The 20,220-nt window shown below is 56.7% G+C and carries 23 protein-coding genes; 15 read left to right on the forward strand and 8 right to left on the reverse strand.

What is annotated here, in order from left to right; all coding sequences use genetic code 11:
• Positions 1-9 precede the first annotated feature (9 nt).
• The 9 genes from ulaC (at position 10) to ACQUTD_RS16680 (ending at position 5,402) form a co-directional block, all read left to right on the forward strand.
• Positions 10-477, forward strand: a complete 468-nt coding sequence (ulaC, locus tag ACQUTD_RS16640) for a PTS ascorbate transporter subunit IIA (RefSeq protein ID WP_321988494.1) — start codon at positions 10-12, stop codon at positions 475-477.
• A gap of 12 nt (positions 478-489) precedes the next feature.
• A complete protein-coding gene (locus ACQUTD_RS16645) occupies positions 490-1,140 on the forward strand; it encodes a 3-keto-L-gulonate-6-phosphate decarboxylase UlaD (RefSeq protein WP_072570300.1) in 651 nt (216 codons plus the stop codon).
• Positions 1,141-1,149: 9 nt separating this feature from the next.
• Positions 1,150-2,004 (forward strand): L-ribulose-5-phosphate 3-epimerase, encoded by an 855-nt coding sequence (locus tag ACQUTD_RS16650; RefSeq protein ID WP_473276814.1) that lies wholly within the window; start codon positions 1,150-1,152, stop codon positions 2,002-2,004.
• On the forward strand, positions 2,004-2,690 hold the full coding sequence (locus ACQUTD_RS16655) for an L-ribulose-5-phosphate 4-epimerase (protein ID WP_473276813.1): 687 nt from the start codon (positions 2,004-2,006) through the stop codon (positions 2,688-2,690). The genes ACQUTD_RS16650 and ACQUTD_RS16655 overlap by 1 nt, the downstream gene beginning before the upstream one ends.
• A 180-nt stretch (positions 2,691-2,870) precedes the next feature.
• A complete protein-coding gene (gene rpsF, locus ACQUTD_RS16660) occupies positions 2,871-3,266 on the forward strand; it encodes a 30S ribosomal protein S6 (protein WP_072570303.1) in 396 nt (131 codons plus the stop codon).
• Between the two features lie 6 nt (positions 3,267-3,272).
• Entirely contained in the window at positions 3,273-3,587 is a 315-nt protein-coding gene (priB, locus tag ACQUTD_RS16665; RefSeq protein WP_072570304.1) for a primosomal replication protein N, read from the forward strand.
• Positions 3,588-3,591: 4 nt separating this feature from the next.
• Positions 3,592-3,819 carry a 30S ribosomal protein S18 gene (gene rpsR / locus ACQUTD_RS16670; RefSeq protein ID WP_000135199.1) on the forward strand — a complete coding sequence of 76 codons (228 nt, stop codon included), beginning with the start codon at positions 3,592-3,594 and terminating at the stop codon, positions 3,817-3,819.
• 41 nt (positions 3,820-3,860) lie between these two features.
• Positions 3,861-4,310, forward strand: coding sequence for a 50S ribosomal protein L9 (rplI, locus tag ACQUTD_RS16675; RefSeq protein WP_072570305.1), 450 nt, complete (start codon positions 3,861-3,863; stop codon positions 4,308-4,310).
• A gap of 156 nt (positions 4,311-4,466) precedes the next feature.
• The gene (locus tag ACQUTD_RS16680; protein ID WP_318364471.1) at positions 4,467-5,402 is read left to right on the forward strand and encodes a DMT family transporter; all 936 of its coding nucleotides are present in this window, start codon (positions 4,467-4,469) and stop codon (positions 5,400-5,402) included.
• A 30-nt stretch (positions 5,403-5,432) separates the two neighbouring features.
• Here the strand turns inward: ACQUTD_RS16680 and ACQUTD_RS16685 are convergent, their stop codons facing one another.
• Complete coding sequence (locus ACQUTD_RS16685; RefSeq protein ID WP_473276806.1) at positions 5,433-6,080, reverse strand: LysM-like peptidoglycan-binding domain-containing protein; 648 nt, start codon at positions 6,078-6,080, stop codon at positions 5,433-5,435.
• Between the two features lie 232 nt (positions 6,081-6,312).
• On the opposite strand from ACQUTD_RS16685, the gene fklB reads away from it, so the two are divergent.
• Both fklB and cycA read left to right on the forward strand, forming a co-directional pair.
• Positions 6,313-6,933, forward strand: coding sequence for an FKBP-type peptidyl-prolyl cis-trans isomerase (fklB, locus tag ACQUTD_RS16690; RefSeq protein ID WP_318376720.1), 621 nt, complete (start codon positions 6,313-6,315; stop codon positions 6,931-6,933).
• Between the two features lie 317 nt (positions 6,934-7,250).
• On the forward strand, positions 7,251-8,663 hold the full coding sequence (cycA, locus tag ACQUTD_RS16695; RefSeq protein WP_072570309.1) for a D-serine/D-alanine/glycine transporter: 1,413 nt from the start codon (positions 7,251-7,253) through the stop codon (positions 8,661-8,663).
• 95 nt (positions 8,664-8,758) lie between these two features.
• On the opposite strand, the gene ytfE is transcribed toward cycA, so the two are convergent.
• Complete coding sequence (gene ytfE, locus ACQUTD_RS16700) at positions 8,759-9,421, reverse strand: iron-sulfur cluster repair protein YtfE (protein WP_318364469.1); 663 nt, start codon at positions 9,419-9,421, stop codon at positions 8,759-8,761.
• 260 nt (positions 9,422-9,681) lie between these two features.
• Here ytfE and ACQUTD_RS16705 point away from each other — a divergent pair, with 260 nt between their 5' ends.
• Positions 9,682-11,331, forward strand: coding sequence for a methyl-accepting chemotaxis protein (locus tag ACQUTD_RS16705; protein WP_473276805.1), 1,650 nt, complete (start codon positions 9,682-9,684; stop codon positions 11,329-11,331).
• 93 nt (positions 11,332-11,424) lie between these two features.
• On the opposite strand, the gene ACQUTD_RS16710 is transcribed toward ACQUTD_RS16705, so the two are convergent.
• From ACQUTD_RS16710 to ACQUTD_RS16720, 3 genes are all read right to left on the reverse strand, one after another.
• Positions 11,425-12,369 carry an EamA family transporter gene (locus ACQUTD_RS16710; RefSeq protein ID WP_473276804.1) on the reverse strand — a complete coding sequence of 315 codons (945 nt, stop codon included), beginning with the start codon at positions 12,367-12,369 and terminating at the stop codon, positions 11,425-11,427.
• A 75-nt stretch (positions 12,370-12,444) separates the two neighbouring features.
• Positions 12,445-13,269, reverse strand: a complete 825-nt coding sequence (locus ACQUTD_RS16715) for an AraC family ligand binding domain-containing protein (RefSeq protein ID WP_473276802.1) — start codon at positions 13,267-13,269, stop codon at positions 12,445-12,447.
• Positions 13,270-13,350: 81 nt separating this feature from the next.
• Positions 13,351-14,199 (reverse strand): NmrA family NAD(P)-binding protein, encoded by an 849-nt coding sequence (locus tag ACQUTD_RS16720; RefSeq protein ID WP_473276800.1) that lies wholly within the window; start codon positions 14,197-14,199, stop codon positions 13,351-13,353.
• Between the two features lie 83 nt (positions 14,200-14,282).
• Between ACQUTD_RS16720 and ACQUTD_RS16725 the strand changes: the two genes are divergently transcribed.
• Positions 14,283-14,675, forward strand: a complete 393-nt coding sequence (locus tag ACQUTD_RS16725) for a winged helix-turn-helix transcriptional regulator (RefSeq protein ID WP_318364464.1) — start codon at positions 14,283-14,285, stop codon at positions 14,673-14,675.
• A 114-nt stretch (positions 14,676-14,789) separates the two neighbouring features.
• Here the strand turns inward: ACQUTD_RS16725 and ACQUTD_RS16730 are convergent, their stop codons facing one another.
• Positions 14,790-16,736: a bifunctional 2',3'-cyclic-nucleotide 2'-phosphodiesterase/3'-nucleotidase gene (locus ACQUTD_RS16730; RefSeq protein WP_473276796.1), complete on the reverse strand. Its 1,947-nt coding sequence runs from the start codon at positions 16,734-16,736 to the stop codon at positions 14,790-14,792.
• A 190-nt stretch (positions 16,737-16,926) separates the two neighbouring features.
• On the opposite strand from ACQUTD_RS16730, the gene cysQ reads away from it, so the two are divergent.
• Positions 16,927-17,667, forward strand: a complete 741-nt coding sequence (cysQ, locus tag ACQUTD_RS16735; RefSeq protein ID WP_318364462.1) for a 3'(2'),5'-bisphosphate nucleotidase CysQ — start codon at positions 16,927-16,929, stop codon at positions 17,665-17,667.
• On the opposite strand, the gene ACQUTD_RS16740 is transcribed toward cysQ, so the two are convergent.
• Positions 17,657-18,214 (reverse strand): YtfJ family protein, encoded by a 558-nt coding sequence (locus ACQUTD_RS16740; RefSeq protein ID WP_318364461.1) that lies wholly within the window; start codon positions 18,212-18,214, stop codon positions 17,657-17,659. The two genes, cysQ and ACQUTD_RS16740, sit on opposite strands and share 11 nt — an antisense overlap.
• 333 nt (positions 18,215-18,547) lie before the next feature.
• Here ACQUTD_RS16740 and ACQUTD_RS16745 point away from each other — a divergent pair, with 333 nt between their 5' ends.
• On the forward strand, positions 18,548-18,754 hold the full coding sequence (locus tag ACQUTD_RS16745; protein ID WP_072570318.1) for a DUF1107 domain-containing protein: 207 nt from the start codon (positions 18,548-18,550) through the stop codon (positions 18,752-18,754).
• Positions 18,755-18,839: 85 nt separating this feature from the next.
• On the opposite strand, the gene paeA is transcribed toward ACQUTD_RS16745, so the two are convergent.
• Positions 18,840-20,177 carry a polyamine export protein PaeA gene (paeA, locus tag ACQUTD_RS16750; RefSeq protein WP_072570319.1) on the reverse strand — a complete coding sequence of 446 codons (1,338 nt, stop codon included), beginning with the start codon at positions 20,175-20,177 and terminating at the stop codon, positions 18,840-18,842.
• Positions 20,178-20,220 lie beyond the last annotated feature (43 nt).

The raw sequence follows: 20,220 nt of genomic DNA on the forward strand, positions 1-20,220 counted from the left end.
GGACGCGCCATGAAATTACGTGATTCGCTGGCGGAAAATAAGTCCATTCGTTTGCAGGCCGAGGCCAGCAGCTGGCAGGAAGCGGTGAAAATCGGCGTCGATCTGCTGGTGGCCGCTGACGTGGTGGAACCACGCTATTACCAGGCCATTCTCGACGGCGTGGCGCAGTTCGGCCCGTATTTTGTCATCGCGCCCGGCCTTGCCATGCCCCATGGCCGCCCGGAAGAGGGCGTCAGGCGCACCGGGTTTTCGCTGGTGACGCTGAAAACTCCGCTGGTGTTTAACCATGAGGATAACGATCCGGTGGATATCCTCATCACTATGGCGGCGGTGGACGCCAACACTCATCAGGAGGTGGGCATCATGCAGATCGTCAACCTGTTTGATGATGAAGCCAATTTCGACCGCTTACGGGCCTGTCGCACTGCGCAGGATGTGCTGGATCTCATTGATGCCGCTGATGCGGCGGCCGTTTAAGAGGGACTTACTATGGCATTACCTATGTTGCAGGTGGCGCTGGATAACCAGACGCTCTCCCACGCCTATGAAACCACCCGTCTGATTGCCGAAGAGGTGGATATTATTGAGGTCGGCACCATCCTGTGTGTTGGCGAAGGCGTACGCGCCGTGCGCGATCTCAAGGCGCTCTATCCGCACAAAATCGTGCTGGCGGACGCCAAAATCGCTGACGCCGGGAAAATCCTCTCCCGCATGTGTTTCGAGGCGAATGCCGACTGGGTGACGGTGATCTGCTGTGCGGATCTGAATACCGCCAGAGGCGCGCTGGACGTGGCGCAGGAGTTTAACGGCGACGTGCAAATTGAGCTGACCGGTTACTGGACCTGGGAGCAGGCGCAGGGCTGGCGCGATGCTGGTATCAGGCAGGTGGTGTATCACCGCAGCCGGGATGCGCAGGCGGCGGGCGTGGCCTGGGGCGAGTCGGACATTGCCGCCATCAGACGGCTGGCGGAGATGGGCTTTAAGGTGACGGTCACCGGCGGGCTGGCGCTGGAGGATCTGCCGCTGTTCCAGGGCATTCCCATCCATGTCTTTATTGCCGGGCGCAGCATCCGCGATGCCGCCTCGCCGGTGGAAGCCGCCCGCCAGTTCAAACGCACCATCGCACAGCTGTGGGGCTAAGGAGCGGCTATGTTGTCGAAACAGGTGCCGCTCGGCATCTATGAAAAAGCGCTCCCCGCCGGGGAGTGCTGGGCTGAACGTTTGCAGCTTGCCAGAACGCTGGGTTTTGATTTTGTGGAAATGTCCGTGGATGAAACCGACGCCCGGCTTTCGCGCCTTGACTGGAGCCGTGAGCAACGGCTGGCGCTGGTCAGTGCCATTGCCGAAACCGGCGTGCGGGTGCCGTCCATGTGCCTGAGCGCGCACCGCCGCTTTCCCCTTGGCAGTGAAGATGACGGCGTGCGTCAGCAGGGGCTTGCGATCATGCGTAAAGCCATCCAGTTCGCGCAGGACGTGGGTATCCGCGTGATCCAGCTGGCGGGCTACGACGTCTATTACCAGCAGGCAAATGATGAAACGCGGCGACGCTTTCGTGACGGGCTGAAGGAGAGCGTGGTGATGGCGAGCCGCGCCCAGGTGACGCTGGCGATGGAGATCATGGACTACCCGCTGATGAACTCCATCAGCAAAGCGCTGGGCTACGCCCATTACCTGAACAACCCCTGGTTCCAGCTCTATCCGGATATCGGCAACCTGTCGGCGTGGGATAACGACGTGCAAATGGAATTACAGGCGGGGATCGGCCATATCGTCGCCGTGCATATTAAGGATACCCGTCCCGGTGAGTTTAAGAACGTGCCCTTTGGCGAGGGCGTAGTGGATTTTGAGCGTTGCTTCGCCACCCTCAGGCAGAGCGGCTATTGCGGGCCATATCTGATTGAGATGTGGAGCGAAACGGCCGCGGATCCGGCAGCCGACGTGATCAGGGCGCGGGACTGGGTACGTGAGCGCATGGCGCGGGCCGGTTTACAGGAGGCGGTATAATGGAACGACTCAGACAGCAGGTGTACGACGCTAATATGGCGCTGCCGCGCTACGGGCTGGTGACCTTTACCTGGGGCAACGTCAGCGCCATTGACCGCGAACGCGGCTGGGTGGCGATCAAACCAAGCGGCGTGGCGTATGAAACCATGACGCCTGACGATATCGTCATTGTCGATCTCAGCGGCAAAGTGTTGCACGGGTGTCTTCATCCTTCCTCAGATACCGCCACGCATCTGGCGCTGTACCGCCGTTATTCTGCCCTCGGCGGTGTGGTGCATACCCATTCAACCCATGCCACCGCCTGGGCGCAGGCAGGACGGGCGATCCCGGCGTTGGGCACCACCCACGCGGATTACTTTGCCGGAGATATTCCCTGCACCCGCGCGTTAACCGAACAGGAAGTACGGGAAGACTATGAGCTGAATACCGGCAGGGTGATTATTGAAACCCTGGGCGACGCCGATCCGCTGCATACGCCGGGGATAGCGGTGTATCAGCACGGCCCCTTTGCCTGGGGAAAAGACGCCGCTGACGCGGTGCATAACGCGGTGGTAATGGAAGAGGTCGCGCGCATGGCGTGGATTGCCTGCGGCATTAACCCGCATTTAAAGCCCATCGACGACTACCTGCTGGAGAAGCATTTCCTGCGCAAGCACGGGCCGGACGCCTATTATGGGCAACGGTAATGACCGCGTAGACCCGTTTTACGCGGTGTGCGAATTATTTGTGCAATTAGCTTGAGTTCGGTGGGCGTCGCAAGTATGATTACGCGTCAATTTTTCAGCCGCCTTTCAAACACGTTCCTTGCTTCCATGGGCCGCGGCTGACCCTGACAGGAGGCTGAATAATCCGTAAGGAGCAATTCGATGCGTCATTACGAAATCGTTTTTATGGTCCATCCTGACCAGAGCGAACAGGTTCCGGGCATGATCGAGCGTTACACTGGTGCAATCACTGCAGCAGAAGGTACGATCCACCGTCTGGAAGACTGGGGCCGCCGTCAGCTGGCTTATCCGATCAACAAACTGCACAAAGCTCACTACGTTCTGATGAACGTTGAAGCGCCGCAGGAAGCGATCGATGAGCTGGAAACTAACTTCCGCTTCAACGATGCCGTTATCCGCAGCATGGTTATGCGTACCAAAAACGCTGTTACTGAAGCATCTCCGATGGTTAAAGCGAAAGACGAGCGCCGTGAGCGTCGCGATGATTTCGCAAACGAAACCGCAGATGCTGATGATGCTGGGGATTCTGAAGAGTAATTTCTGATGACCAACCGTCTGGTGTTATCCGGCACCGTGTGCAGGATGCCCCTTCGAAAGGTCAGTCCATCAGGAATACCTCATTGCCAGTTCGTGCTTGAGCATCGTTCTGTGCAGGAGGAAGCCGGTTTCCACCGGCAGGCGTGGTGCCAGATGCCTGTAATAATCAGCGGGCACGAGAACCAGGCCATTACTCACAGTATAACGGTCGGTAGCGCAGTCACCGTTCAGGGGTTCATTAGTTGCCATAAGGCAAAGAACGGACTGACGAAAATGGTACTGCATGCCGAGCAGATTGATTTGATAGATTCTGGAGACTAGCCAAATGGCACGTTATTTCCGTCGTCGCAAGTTCTGCCGTTTCACCGCGGAAGGCGTTCAAGAGATCGACTATAAAGATATCGCAACGCTGAAAAACTACATCACCGAAAGCGGTAAGATTGTCCCAAGCCGTATCACCGGTACCCGTGCAAAATATCAGCGTCAGCTGGCTCGCGCTATCAAACGCGCACGCTACCTGTCCCTGCTGCCGTACACTGATCGTCATCAGTAATCGGTCACGGTCCATTAATACGACTTTGAGAGGATAAGGTAATGCAAGTTATTCTGCTTGATAAAGTAGCAAACCTGGGTAGCCTGGGTGATCAGGTTAACGTTAAAGCGGGTTACGCTCGTAACTTCCTGGTACCGCAGGGTAAAGCTGTTCCTGCTACCAAGAAAAACGTTGAATTCTTCGAAGCACGCCGTGCTGAACTGGAAGCCAAACTGGCTGACGTTCTGTCCGCTGCTGAAGCTCGCGCTGAGAAAATCAACGCACTGGGCACCGTTACCGTTGCGTCTAAAGCAGGCGACGAAGGTAAACTGTTCGGTTCCATCGGTACTCGCGACATCGCTGACGCTGTAACTGCAGCTGGCGTTGACGTGGCTAAGAGCGAAGTTCGTTTACCGAACGGCGTTCTGCGTACCACTGGTGAGCACGAAGTGAGCTTCCAGGTTCACAGCGAAGTGTTCGCTAAAGTTATCATCAACGTTGTTGCTGAGTAATCTGCAACCCACGTTTTGATAACAACGAAACGCCGGCCTTGTGCCGGCGTTTTGCTTTTCTGCCTTCTACTATTCTGATCCTGTACTGACTGGCTATTGCTTAACCTTTTCGCGATAATAGAAAAATAAAACATTATTTTATTTTTTGGTGAAGGAATGGACACAAGCCACCAGCCGCCTCTGTTTGCCCGCAAAAACGTCGTCTATATGGGCGCAGCGCTCTGCTGCCTGCTCTGGGGCAGCGCCTATCCGGCGATTAAGAGCGGCTACGAGATTTTTCAGATCGCCACCGACGATATCCCGTCAAAAATCGTTTTTGCCGGTTATCGCTTCCTGTTTGCCGGGCTGTTACTGCTGCTGTTCGCCATGATGCAGCGTAAACCCATCGCCCGTCTGAGCGGTCGCCAGTATGGGCAGCTCGCCGTGCTTGGCCTGACGCAAACGTCATTGCAGTACATCTTCTTTTATATCGGGCTTGCGTTCACCACCGGCGTGAAAGGCTCGATCATGAACGCCACCGGCACCTTTTTCAGCGTACTGCTGGCGCATTTCATCTACCAGAACGACAAGCTGAGCTACAACAAAACGCTCGGCTGCGTGCTGGGCTTTGCCGGGGTGATGGTGGTTAACTTCAACAGCGGCATGGATTTCAGCTTCACGCTGATGGGCGACGGCTCGGTGGTGCTGGCGGCGTTTATTCTTTCGGCGGCCACGCTGTACGGCAAGCGCATTTCGCAAACGGTGGATCCGACGGTGATGACCGGCTATCAACTGGGGATGGGCGGTCTGGCGCTGGTAGTGGGGGGCTATCTCACGGGCGGCTCGCTCACCCTGCACGGCTTCTCCTCGGTGGCCATTCTGGGCTATCTGACGCTGCTCTCTTCCGTGGCCTTTGCGCTGTGGAGTATTCTGCTGAAATATAACCGCGTGGGCATGATCGCGCCCTTTAACTTCCTGATCCCGGTGTCGGGCGCGGTGCTGTCGGCGATTTTCCTCGGCGAAAACATCCTGGAATGGAAATATGCGCTGGCGCTGGTGCTGGTGTGCTCCGGCATCTGGTGGGTGAATAAAGTCAAAAAGGGGAACGCCTGACGTTCCCCTCTCTGTTCAACCCATTAATAATTAACGCGCGCGGATAAAGCTGCCGTCCGTCTGGCGGGTAAACAGCACCTGCTGATCGCCGCTGGCTTCGATGGTCAGCCCTGTGACCACGCCGTTGGCGTTCTGGCGGATTTTCACAATCTGCCCCGTTTGCAGGTTGCTGAGCGGCTTACCATTGCCTTCAACCTGCGCCATCGCATAGACATCCGTCGGCGGCAGATTATGGTCGCGGAACAGCTGCGCCAGGGTTTTACCCGGTTCGACGCGATAGGTGCGCCACTGCTGCTCAATGCCGGTCGGCTCCTGCAACGGCGCGCTGTTCTGCGTGGTCGGCGGCTGTTCCTGCTCTTGCTCCTGCTCCTGAATCGGCTCAGGCGCAATGGGCGCGACCTGACCGTCGTTTTGCGGCGACGAGACCAGCGGAGGCTGCTCAGGCTGTATAGGCTGTTGCGACTGAGTTTGCGACTGGAGGTCGAGCTGCGCATCGCGGGTGGCAGAGGGCGCGTCGCTGTCGTCCGTACCCGGCAGCAGGAACCCGATAACGATCAGCGCAGCGGCGAAAATAATGCCACGACGATGGCCCGGCGGCAGCGGATCCATGATGCGCACGTTGTCCGGCGCGTGCCAGATCCTCGCCAGGGTTGGTTTCAGTTCAAATCGTCCGGGCATGGCTTTCCTCCTGCTCCGCGTCGTTAGTATCCTGTGTCACTGAGTATAGTTTGCTAACTGCCTGATGAGCGTAGCAAAGCACGCTTTCGTGACCTCAGTTCGGGAAAAATCCTACGGCCACCATTGTTTCTTTTTCCCTGCGATTTGTCATCAATCACCGCGACAAAGTTTTACCCGCCGCAGCCTGACTGTTATGCTGCCCGCTACTTTAAATGCGATGAAAGGAAAACCCATGACAACCCCGACTTTTGACACTATCGAAGCGCAGGCAAGCTACGGCATTGGCCTTCAGGTAGGGCAACAACTGAGCGAGTCTGGCCTGCAGGGGCTGTTACCGGAAGCGCTGGTAGCGGGCATTGCTGACGCGCTGGCAGGCAAACAGCCGGCGGTACCGGTCGACGTCGTACACCGCGCGCTGCGTGAAATCCACGAACGTGCTGACGCCGTCCGTCGCGAGCGCTTCGAAGCGATGGCGTCTGAAGGCGTGAAATACCTGGACGAAAACCGTGAGAAAGACGGCGTGAACAGCACCGAATCCGGTCTGCAGTTCCGCGTGCTGACCCAGGGCGAAGGCGCAATCCCGTCCCGTACTGACCGCGTGCGCGTGCACTACACCGGTAAACTGATCGACGGCACCGTGTTCGACAGCTCTGTCGCCCGTGGCGAACCGGCTGAATTCCCGGTTAACGGCGTGATCCCAGGCTGGATCGAAGCGCTGACCCTGATGCCGGTTGGCTCGAAGTGGGAACTGACCATTCCGCAGAACCTGGCGTACGGCGAGCGTGGCGCAGGCGCGTCTATCCCTCCGTTCAGCACCCTGGTCTTTGAAGTGGAATTACTGGAAATCCTGTAATTTCCCGCAAAGTAACCCTCTCCCGTAACCGGGAGAGGGTATTTTCTCTCCGCACATATGCCGTTCTTTAGCTCAGAGTCGATATTTAATGTTGCAAATGCATTTGTTGCGTGTATTTTTGTGACCTGATTCGCACAGACGAAGTGATATAACACTCAGTTTAAACATAAATTTAACATCTCATTCAAAACACAGTATTCATCCCTCCGATTCTTACCTACTATCGATGAGTCAAAAAACCAAGGCATTGTCACGCACGTGACACTATGAAAGGCCAGAAGAGCCTCAACAACGCAGACAGGTACAGGAATAAATACATGGTAGATCAAACGAAGGTCGCCGCTGACCAGCAGGCTCCGGCGGAGCAATCGCTACGGCGCAATCTCACCAACCGTCACATCCAGCTTATCGCCATCGGCGGCGCTATCGGCACCGGCCTGTTTATGGGCTCAGGAAAAACCATCAGTCTGGCCGGGCCGTCGATCATATTTGTCTATATGATCATCGGCTTTATGCTGTTTTTCGTGATGCGCGCGATGGGCGAACTGCTGCTGTCAAATCTGGAATATAAATCGTTCAGCGATTTCGCCGCCGATTTGCTGGGGCCGTGGGCGGGTTACTTTACCGGCTGGACCTACTGGTTTTGCTGGGTGGTTACCGGCATGGCCGACGTGGTGGCGATCACCTCTTACGCACAGTTCTGGTTCCCCAACTTATCGGACTGGGTGGCTTCGCTGGCGGTGATCCTGCTGTTGCTGAGCCTCAACCTCGCGACGGTGAAGATGTTCGGCGAAATGGAGTTCTGGTTCGCGATGATCAAGATTGTCGCTATTGTCGGCCTGGTCGTGGTGGGTCTGGTGATGGTGCTGACCGAATTCACCTCGCCGAGTGGCGTACAGGCCTCTTTCGCGCATCTGTGGAATGACGGCGGCTGGTTCCCGAAAGGCATCAGCGGTTTCTTTGCCGGTTTCCAGATCGCGGTGTTTGCCTTTGTGGGGATTGAACTGGTCGGCACGACGGCCGCAGAAACGAAGGATCCGGAAAAATCCCTGCCGCGCGCCATCAACTCCATTCCGATCCGTATCATCATGTTCTACGTGTTCGCGCTGATTATTATTATGTCGGTGACGCCGTGGAGCTCGGTAGTGGCAGAGAAGAGCCCGTTCGTTGAGCTGTTCGTGCTGGTCGGCTTACCGGCGGCGGCAAGCATTATCAACTTTGTGGTGCTGACCTCGGCCGCCTCGTCGGCAAACAGCGGCGTGTTCTCCACCAGCCGTATGTTGTTCGGTCTGGCACAGGACGGGGCCGCGCCGAAAAGCTTCGGTAAGCTGTCCAAGCGCGCCGTACCGGCCACGGGCCTGACCTTCTCCTGCATCTGTCTGCTGGGCGGCGTGGTGATGCTGTATGTTAATCCGAGCGTGATCTCTGCCTTCACCATGATCACCACGGTGTCGGCGATCCTGTTCATGTTTGTGTGGACCATTATTCTTTGCTCGTATCTGGTCTACCGCAAACAGCGCCCGCACCTGCATGAGAAGTCGATTTATAAGATGCCGCTCGGCAAGCTGATGTGCTGGGTGTGTATGGCGTTCTTCGTCTTCGTGCTGGTTCTGCTGACGCTGGAAGAAGATACCCGCCAGGCACTGATCGTCACGCCGCTGTGGTTTATCGTGCTGGGTGTGTTCTGGTTCTTAGTGGGTAAGAAACGTATGGCGCGTATGCGCCGCTAGTCGCCTGTAATGCAGGATGGCGCTGCGCTTATCCGGCCTGGACAATAATCCCGTTCACGTAGGCCCGGTAAGCGTAGCGCCACCGGGCAACGTCGTTACTCCCCGCTTAACGCCCGCGGAAACAGCACATTATTTTCCAGGCTGATGTGCTCCATCAGATCGTCAATCAGTTCATTAATGCCGTTATACATCGCTTTCCAGGTGGTGCAGGCTTCCGGCGGCGGCGTCACGTTATTGGTGGTGTGTTTGATCACCTCCAGCAGTTCCCCCGCTTCATCATGTTCGCTCTCCATGACGTTAATCGGCCCGGCGGCGTGGCTGCCCATGCCCTGTTTGATCATCGGGAAGAGGATCTGTTCTTCTTTCATCATGTGGCTGGAAAGCTCCTGATGCAGCATGGTCAGGTATTTGGTCAGGCCGCGCGGCACGTTGGGCTTATCGGCGTGGACACGTTCGACTTTGGTTGCCTGTAAGATCAGCTCCGGCAACTGCTCGCGGTGGCGATCGTGATAGCGCACGATGATATGGTCGATGATGTTGGCAAGCGGTTCCACGCGCCAGTCTTTCTCCACCGGCTGTTCGGCCAGTTTCGCCAGCTGCGCTTCAATGACCGCTACGTCCAGCTCTTTGCGCGCCGCGGCACGTGCCAGCGTTTGCTTGCCCCCACAGCAGTAATCCATATCGTATTGACGGAACAGGGCAGAAGCGCGGGGGATAGACAGCGCCAGCTCACCTAAAGGTTGATCGCGAAAGGCCATGACAGTTACCTCGTTAGTCGGAATATAAGATGCATTTTAAATGCATCTTTAAGCCGCGGCTATACCCCTTATGAGTGACGGGATTTATTTGCTGTAAATTGTGCGCTACGTCACAAAAATTTACTTACCATAACGTATTGAAACCCCTTGCGAAAGTGAACGACTGGTATCGAGCCTGCAATATCTTCGTTAAACAAGCGTTAAAACCTGCCGATATACCCCCGTCACATAAAAATCCTGCATCCGATAAAAGGTTCCCGATGTTTAAACGTGTAAAAGTTATAACCCTGTTGATAATGGTGCTTTTCGTGCTCGGCGCGATGCAACTGATTGCTGCGGCCGTTTTTATCGGCGCACTCAACAATGACAAACAGAATTTTAATGTCTCCCAGGTCTCCAGCCAGAACGTGGCGGAATTTACCGACGCCTGGATCAGCCTGAACCAGGCCCGCGTGACGCTTAACCGCGGGATGTTACGTCTGCAAAGCAGCACCGCGAGCCAGATCAACGGCGGCGAACTGGGTGAGCTGGTAAAAACCGCGAAACGCCTGCTGGACGATGCGCAAAAGCACTATGAAATCTACGATGCGTTGCCGGAAACGCCGGGCATGAACCCCAGCCTGCCGCCGGAGCTGGAAAAGCAATACGGCATCTATTCCACTACCCTGACCGAAATGAACCGTCTGCTGGCAGCAGGCGATCTGGAGGCGATGTTCAGACAGGGCGCAGAGAGCAAACAGGTCGCTATGCAGAGCGTCTATCGCGAATGGCGTGCCGCGCAGGCTGAGCTGGCGAACAAAGGCGTCATCGATAACGAAAATGATTATCAGCGCATCATGTGGATCCTCAGCGCCATCATGCTGCTGGTGGTACTGGTGATCGTCGCCAGCTGGATCGCCATGCAGCGCGTGCTGCTGAAGCCGTTACATGAAGTGATGGCCCACATCCGCCACATCGCGGCGGGCGATCTGACCCATGAAATCGATGCGGAAGGCAAAAACGAAATGGCGCTGCTGGCGTCAAACGTACGTGAAATGCAGCAGGCGCTGGCGACCACCGTCAGCGTGGTGCGCGATGGCGCAGACACTATCTTTACCGGCGCCGGTGAGATCTCCGCAGGCAGCAACGATCTCTCCTCCCGTACCGAGCAGCAGGCCGCTTCGCTGGAAGAAACCGCTGCCAGTATGGAACAGCTGACCGCGACCGTGAAGCAGAACGCCGATAACGCCCGTCAGGCGACGCAGCTGGCGAAAACCGCCTCGGAAACCGCGCAGAAAGGCGGCGCAGTGGTCGACGGTGTGGTGCGTACCATGGATGAAATCGCCACCAGTTCCAGCAAAATCGCGCAGATCACCAACGTAATCGACGGTATTGCCTTCCAGACCAATATTCTGGCGCTGAACGCCGCGGTGGAAGCCGCCCGTGCCGGTGAGCAGGGTCGTGGCTTTGCGGTGGTAGCCGGTGAAGTTCGCACCCTGGCAAGCCGCAGCGCGCAGGCCGCCAAAGAGATCAAAGCCTTGATCGACGATTCCGGCAGCCGCGTGGATGCAGGTTCGGCGCTGGTGCACGAAGCCGGTGAAACCATGGCGGAAATCGTCAGCGCCGTAACCCGTGTGACCGATATTATGGGCGAAATCGCCTCGGCGTCCGACGAGCAGAGCCGTGGTATCGACCAGGTGGGTCAGGCTGTGGCGGAGATGGATCGTGTGACGCAGCAGAACGCCTCGCTGGTGGAAGAATCCGCGGCAGCAGCAGCGGCGCTGGAAGAGCAGGCCTCCCTGCTTAACGATACCGTGGCGGTGTTCAAAGTGAAACGTCGCGCCCCGGCTGCCGTAGCAAACGCGCGTCCGGCGGCGGTGAAAATGAAGCCGGTTGCCGCGACTACAGACGCGAACTGGGAAACCTTCTAAGCCTGATGCCCGGCGGCGCAGGCTTGCCGGGCCTACATACTACATGTTCATCATCATGTAGGCCGGGTAAGGCGAAGCCGCCACCCGGCACTATCACACGTTCACCACCCGTTTTACCCGCACCGCGATCACCACTCCCACCACCAGCAGCGCAATCCCCGACACCGTCAACAGCGGCGGCACGCTCTGGCGCAGCAAAAAGGTATACAGCAAGCCCGCCAGCGTTTCGAAGACGATCAACGGTCCAAGGATCACCGTCGGCAATTTCTGGCTGGCCAGGTTCCAGCACAGCGCCCCCACCCATGAACACAAAATGGCAATGGCGGTCATCAGGCCAATAAATACCAGCGGGCGTGGACCAAACGGCAGCGCAAATCCCGGCTGATCCGCCTGTAACCACACACAGGCCGCAATATAGCCCACCAGCGACACCGGCAGCGTCACCAGGCCCTGCGCCGTCGCCCACATCATCGGATGTCGCGTCGGGTTTTCCCGCAGCCAGCGGGCATTGCGCAGCGCATACCATGCCCAGCACGCCACCGACACCAGCGCCAGCGCGATCCCCGAACCATAGCGCCACCCGCTGAAATTCGGCAGCCCGTGCCGCAGTTCGGCGATATTCACACACACCAGCCCTGCGGCGATGCACAGCAGCGCGGGCGCAAGGCGCAGCCACGGCAGCTTGCCGTCACGCTTGCTGTAGAGCAGATTCGCCAGCACCGGCAGCACCACCGGCAGCGTGCCGATGATCATCGTTGAGACGGGCGCGCCGGTACGCTGAATAGCGCTGGCGAGACAAACGTAATAAACCAGGTTGCCCGACAGGGTCAGCGCCAGGGCGATCAGCCAGTCGTTACGGCTTAACTGACGCAGACGTACGCGCCCCAGCCAGGCCAGCGGCACGGCGATAAGCCCGAGCGCCAGATAACGTCCGGTCGACTGCAAAATCGCCGGATAGTCCGGCACCAGCAGCGGCCCGACAAAAATCAGTCCCCACATTAACCCTGCGGCCAGGGCATACAGCACACCACTAATCATCCTGCCATCCATATTATTCATGTTGATCGGCAGTGTAGGGCAGGGCAGAGGAAGAATATTGTATGAGGTTGCGCATCAGCGGCGGGCGACCTGCTTCTGGTAGCGTACCGGCGTGATGCCATAACGGCGGGTAAAGGCGCGGGTCAGGTGCGACTGATCGGTCAGCCCGGTCAGGGCGGCGACATCGGCGGCGGGCAGGCCGTGGGTGAGGAAATTCTTTGCCCGCCACAGGCGGATCGCCATCAGCATCTGGTGCGGGGTGACGTGATAATGGGCTTTAAACTGACGCTGGAAATGGTACGGGCTGAGGGACGCCACGCGCGCCAGTTCGTCGAGGGTCAGCGGCTGCATATAGTTATCATGCAGATACTCCCGTACGCGCTCAAAACGGTGCGCCCCTTCGGCACTGACCGGCGCATGACGGGCCAGCGGCTGAAAAGCGTCGATCAAATCGAGCAAATACCCCTGCTGCGCCAGGGTGTCATCGCTATGCCACAGGGCATGGATCAGGGCGCAAATCTGCCGCGAACGCAGCGGATCGTGACGGGAGGCGTCAGCAAACCACCAGTGACGGATGCCTGTGACCTGCTCCAGCAGTTCAGGCTCCAGATAAATCATGCGATAGCGCCAGCCGTCAGCGGTTTCCGCCTCGCCGGTGTGCAGTTCATCAGGATTCATGGTGACGACGGAGTTCACCGGGGCGACGTGCTGCGCGCCGCGATAGCGAAAACGCTCGGCACCGGCTTCTATAGCGCCAATGCCGAAGGCTTCGTGGGTGTGCGGCTCAAAGGCGTAGCGGGAGATATGGGCCTGATACAGTTCGACGCCCGGTAACTGCGGCAGGTGCCGAAAACGGGCGCGGTCTTTCTCATCGCTGAACTGTTCCGGTACGCCTTGCACATTCACTCTCCGCCTGGGCCATGCCTTCATTATTAAGGATGACCCGGCGGCATGCTACAAAAATTAACCAGTTTGTAACAATTACAGTATGGCTTTGATGCTCGTGGCAATCGGCGTGGTCGGGCGACCAATCAGTTTGCTGAGCGTATGGCTGTCATCAAACAGACCGCCTTTAGACGCGCCGGTGTCGGAGTCCGCCAGCAGGCTGGCAAAGGCATCCGGCAGGCCGACACCGCGCAGGGCGGCGGCAAAATCAGCTTCGCTGAGGTTCTGATAGACCACGGTTTTACCGCTCTGCTTAGACAGTTCCGCCGCCAGCTCGCTCAGCGTCCAGGCCTGATCGCCCGCCAGTTCATACACCTTACCGGCATGGCCGTCTTCGCTGACCACTTTTGCAGCGGCAGCGGCGTAGTCCTCACGGGTTGCCGAGGCGATTTTACCGTCGCCCGCCGCGCCGATAAACACGCCGTGCGCCAGCGCAGGCGGAGCGCTGGCGAGATAGTTTTCGCTGTACCAGCCGTTACGCAGCAGGGCGTAAGGAATGCCGGAGGCGGCGAGCAGTTTCTCCGTTTCGATATGTTCTGCGGCGAGGCCGAGCGGTGAGGTATCCGCATGCAGCAGGCTGGTATAGGCAATGAAACTGACGCCTGCGGCTTTGGCTGCGTTGATCACATTGCGATGCTGAGCGGTGCGCTGACCCACTTCGCTGGAGGAGATGAGCAGCAGTTTCTCAACGCCTTCCAGCGCACGGGTTAATGCCGCTTCGTCGCCGTAATCCGCCTGACGAACGACAACGCCCTGTTGCGCCAGCGCGTCGGCTTTCGCGGGGTTACGCACAATGGCGACGATCTGGCTGGCGGGAACGGTTTTTTGCAGGGCGGCGACAGCTAACTGACCAAGCTGGCCGGTGGCTCCGGTAATAGCAATCATGGAAAACTCCTTCGTCTCTGGGTTGTGTTATGAGACACTACCACCCTGACTCACTTTTAGTAAGTACGTACAAAAAGGTTAGTATGAAGAAAGTTGAACGTCCTGCCACCCTCAGCGAGCAACTGCGTGACGGCAATTTATTCGCCGAGCAGTGTCCGTCCCGGGATGTGCTTAAACATGTGACCAGCCGCTGGGGGGTGTTGATCCTGGTGGCATTACGCGACGGCACGCACCGTTTCAGCGAACTGCGCCGCAAGATGGGTGGCGTCAGTGAGAAAATGCTGTCGCAAAGCCTGCAATGGCTGGAGCAGGACGGCTTTATCAATCGGGTGTCCTATCCGGTGGTGCCGCCCCATGTGGAGTACAGCCTGACGCCGCTGGGCGAGCAGGTGAGCGAGAAAGTGGCCGATCTGGCGGACTGGATCGAGCTGAATCTGCCGCAGGTGCTGGCGCTTCGCGACGAGCGTGCGGCGTAAACCGTGATATATGCCGGGTGGCGGCTTCGCCTTACCCGGCCTACGGGATGGTGAACATGTAGGCCCGGCAAGCCTGCGCCGCCGGGCGTTTAGTCGGTTGATGTGCGGCGTGATTTATTTGCCGCTTAAATCTAACTGATAAATCGCGAAACCGATGTCATCGGTGCCGGTATTTTTCATCGGATACTGCGCTTTCTCTTTGATAAAGGCCGCCGCTTTTTCCGACGGCGAGGTTTCAAAGCGAATATCGAGCGGCGCTTTACTGTGGATAGGGGCCAGACGCCAGTTGTTATCCGCCGCCGGGTGGATCTCGCCCGCGCGCGCCGACTCGTCGCCGATCCATTTCGCCAGCACCGCGCGGTTTTCATCCGGCGAGGCAAAAGCGATATGGCTGTCGCCGGTACCGGCAAACTTGCCGCCGTAAGCGCGGTAGTTATTGGTGGCGACAAGGAAGGTCGCCGCCGGATCGACAGCTTTGCCGTTGAAGGTCAGATCTTTAATGCGCTCCGCTTGCGGATTCACGCTCTGGCATTCACCGTCGTAACGCGCGGGCTGGGTGATGTCGATCTGATATTTTACGCCGTCGATGACATCGAAGTTATAGGTGCGGAAACCGTCCCAGTTGATCAGCGACTGCGGTTTGATGCTGTTCACATCGATCTGATTAAACTGCCCGGCGGAGCACTCCAGCCACTCTTTCAGTTCGCTACCGCTGACTTTCACCACCACCAGGGTGTTCGGATACAGATAGAGATCGGCGGCGTTACGGAAGGTAAGCTGGCCTTTTTCCACCTCAACAAAGCTCGCCGGATCGTTTTTACGACCACCCACTTTGAAGGGCGCGGCGGCAGACAGCACCGGCAGTTTCGCCAGATCCGGATCGCCCTGAATGAAATGCTCAACGTAGGCTTTTTGCGCGTTGTTCACCACCTGCACCGTCGGGTCGTCCTGCACCAGCGCCAGATAGCTGTACATGTTGTCGGCGGATTTGCCGATCGGCTTGCTGACAAATTCCCGCGTCGCGTCGTGGTCATGCTTCAGCACGTCCACCAGTTTGCTGTCTTCAGCGGCCAGCGATTTTTTCGCCACCGCGTCGTAAATCGGACGCGCTTCTGCTTTCGACTGCGTGACCTGCCACTTGCCGCTGTCATTGCTCAGCGTCAGATCCACCACGCCAAGATGATCGCCCCACATGCCCGGCATCACTGACGGCACGCCGTTCAGCTTGCCGTTCTCCACGTCTGCGCCCTTGATACTGGCGAAGTCTTTCGACGGGAAAACGGCATGGGCGTGGCCGAACAAAATGGTATCCACGCCCGGCACCTGACTTAAGTAGTACACAGAGTTTTCCGCCATCGCCTGATACGGATCGGCAGACAGGCCGGAGTGGGCCACTACCACCACCAGATCCGCGCCTTTCTCACGCATCTCCGGCACATAACGGCGCGCGGTTTCGGTGATGTCGTTGACCGTGACTTTACCGTCGAGATTGGCTTTATCCCAGGTCATGATCTGCGGCGGCACGAAGCCGATATAGCCGATACGCAGCCTATGCTCTTTACCGTCTTTATCTTTAACCTGAGTGTCTTTAATGATGTAAGGAGTGAACAGCGGCTTTTTGGTGTTAACGTCGATGATATTGGCGTTAACGTACGGGAATTTCGCCCCTGCCAGCGCGTTGTGCAAGAAATCCAGACCATAGTTGAATTCATGGTTGCCGAGGTTGCCCACCGCATAATCCAGGGTATTTAACGCCTTATAAACCGGGTGCACCTCGCCTTTTTTCAGTCCGTGGCTGGCAACATAATCGCCGAGCGGGCTGCCCTGGATCAGGTCGCCGTTATCCACCAGCACGCTGTTAGTGACTTCACTGCGGGCGGCGTTGATCAGGCTGGCGGTACGCACCAGGCCGAATTTTTCTGTCGCGCTATCTTTGTAGTAATCGAAGTCCATCATATTGCTATGCAAATCAGTGGTTTCCATAATGCGGAGATCCACCGTTGCGGCCTGCACGCTGGCGGCGATCAGCGTGGCCAGGAGCGTTGCGCTAAACTTAATCATCAGAGATGTCCTTTTTAAGATCTAAGCCACAAAAGAGAATGTATTTACATTTTGTTGCTTACAGAATTGTGAATCTTGCCATAAAAGTTGCCATGGAAACCGGAATCACTATCACAGATGGCGGATCCCTTTATGATGCGATATAAGTAAAACAACGAGTTAACCCACTGAAATAAAAAAGAGGTGGACGATGTTAGATGCAATTTGTCAGCTTGCCCGCGAGGCAGGGGATGCGATTATGCAGGTGTACGACGGCCATCAGCCGATGGACGTCACCAGTAAAACCGATGACTCACCCGTAACGGCGGCAGACATTGCCGCTCATCAAATTATTGTGCAGGGGCTGGTGGCATTAACGCCGGATATTCCTGTGCTCTCGGAAGAAGATCCGCCGTCCTGGGAAATTCGTCAGCACTGGCAGCGCTACTGGCTGGTGGATCCGCTGGACGGCACCAAAGAATTTATCAAACGCAACGGCGAGTTCACGGTGAACATTGCGCTGATCGAAAACGGCAAGCCGGTGCTCGGCGTGGTCTACGCGCCGGTGCTTAACGTGATGTACAGCGCCGCCGACGGCAAAGCCTGGAAAGAAGAGAGCGGCATCCGCAAGCCCATTCAGGTGCGCGATGCCCGTCCGCCGCTGGTGGTGATCAGCCGCTCGCACAGTGATGATGAGCTGAAAGAGTACCTGCAACAGCTGGGCGAGCACCAGACCACGTCCATTGGCTCGTCGCTGAAATTCTGCCTGGTGGCAGAAGGGCAGGCGCAGCTTTATCCGCGCTTTGGGCCGACCAACGTCTGGGATACGGCGGCGGGCCATGCGGTGGCCGCCGCCGCCGGGGCGCACGTTCACGACTGGCAGGGTAAAACCCTTGACTATACGCCGCGTGAATCCTTCCTCAACCCCGGCTTCCGGGTTTCTATTTACTGAGCAACTGGCGCAGCAGGGCGACCACCTGCTGCGCTTCGGCTGGCGTCAGCGCGCCATCTTTCGCCCACTGGACCCGTCCGTCTTTATCCAGCACCGCCACCGCAGAGCTTTCTTCATCCAGTTGCCAGGCTTTACGCGCCACGCCGTCGCTGTCGACGATAAACTGTGACCAGGGATAGAGCTTTTTATTGCTCTCAATGCTGCTGCGCACAAACATCGCCGAACCGGGAATGGCATCATCGGTATTAATGATGGTGGTGGTCTGGTAACGGTCGTGGGGCAAATTCGCCGATTTGATCGCTTCGATCAGCGCGGCATTTTTCTCTTTTGCTGACGAACGACCGGCAATATGTTGCACCACCCGCACTTTTCCAGGCAGCTGCGCGCTGTTCCATTTTTTGTAGCTAAACTCATTATTACTGAGGATCAGCTCCCCTCTGTCGGCGATGCCGACCGGCGGAACGCGCTGATTGTTCTCAAAGCGATGGGCAGAGGCCATCAATGGCAGGAGCAGGCAGGTGGCTGCCAGCAGAGTGCGTAAGGTCATGAGGTTTCCTTCTGTATTATTGTTTGCAGGTGATCCGACCACTTGGTCTTAACATTTTAATCATAAGTGCGATCAATGGTGTTTTCCCGCAATCCCGGTGCCACTTTGCGGCGTAACGCACACATCTGTAAAAAAACGACGACTTATACTGCCTCTGATTAAGCATGGAAAAGAATATTCTGATTAATTGTCATGAAACGGTAAATAACCTGCTGCAAACTGGGTAACAGGTGGTTTGTGATCTATAGTCATTGGGCAACAAAATTTGCGTTCATAACAGTCGGTCCGATTGTGGTACCGCAAGGGCGTAGACTCAGCAGAAGAGAGACAACAATGAAAATTTTCCAACGTTACAACCCGCTTCAGGTAGCAAAATACGTAAAAATCCTGTTTCGTGGACGGTTGTACATCAAGGACGTCGGGGCTTTCGAGTTTGATAAGGGTAAAATCCTGCTGCCGAAAGTAAAAGACAAACAGCATTACTCCGTAATGTCTGAAGTTAACCGCCAGGTACTGCGTTTGCAGTCTGATTTGGCGTAATCGATGTGCTATGCAGTAATTAGTGAATAACTAAAATGCAAACGGCCCCTGAAGGGGCCGTTGATGTTTCTGGCACAGGTAAAAGTTATGCCGCGCCTTTCTCACTGCCATCCGGCATCTTCGGCACCAGCACCGTTGGCTTGCTGTCGATACGCGTCACCAGCAGCTGATCGATGCGGAAGTTATCAATATCCACCACTTCGAACTTAAAGCCGTTGAATTTCACCGAGTCGGTGCGTTTCGGGATTTTACGCAGCATGAACATCATAAAACCGCCGATGGTTTCATAGTTGCCGGACTGCGGGAACTCGTCGATATCCAGTACGCGCATCACGTCGTCAATCGGCGTACCGCCGTCAATCAGCCATGAGTTCTCGTCACGCGCTACGATCTGCTCTTCCTGACCCTGGCCTACCAGATCGCCCATCAGCGTGGTCATCACATCGTTCAGCGTGATAATGCCCACCACCAGCGCGTATTCATTCATGATCACCGCGAAGTCTTCACCCGCCGCTTTGAAACTTTCCAGCGCTTCCGAAAGCGTCAGCGTATCCGGCACGATCAGGGTGTTGCGGATCTGCACGCCGTTCACCAGCGTCAGGCTCTGGTTGCCAATTACACGGTTCAGCAGATCCTTGGAATCCACATAGCCGATGATATGGTCAATATCTTCATTACAGACGAGGAATTTGGAGTGCGGATGCTGCGCCACTTTATTCTTCAGGCTCTGCTCATCTTCATGCAAATCGAACCAGATGATGTTCTCGCGCGAGGTCATGGACGACGGCACGGTACGGGATTCCAGTTCAAAGACGTTCTCGATAAGCTCGTGCTCCTGCTTACGCAGCACGCCCGCCAGCGCGCCCGCTTCCACCACCGCATAAATATCGTCGGAGGTGATGTCATCTTTGCGCACCATCGGCAGTTTGAAAATGCGGAAAATCACGTTTGCCAGGCCATTAAAGAACCACACCAGCGGCGTGAAGATAAACAGGCAGAAGCGCATCGGGTTGATGATGCGCAAAGCCACCGCTTCTGGCGCAATCATACCGATGCGTTTCGGAGTGAGATCCGCAAACAGGATGAACATACTGGTAACAAGGGTGAAGGAGATCATAAAGCTCAGCTGATCCGCCAGCTCCGGTGACATGAAGTTGATTAGCACGCTGTAGAAGGCCGGGGAGAACGCCGCATCGCCCACGATACCGCCGAGAATGGCGACCGCATTCAGGCCGATTTGCACCACCGTAAAGAACATACCCGGCGTTTCCTGCATTTTCAGGATGCGCATGGCATTGATATTGCCCTCATCGGCCAGCAGCTTAAGTTTAATTTTACGGGACGCCGCGAGCGAAATCTCCGACAGCGAGAAAAACGCACTCACAGCGATCAGACAGAGTATTAGTAAAATACTGTTTAACATATCTTATCCAGCCATAGGCCAGATCCTCGAAAGGGGGAAGGTT

This window comes from Enterobacter sp. K510 (genome assembly GCF_055804875.1).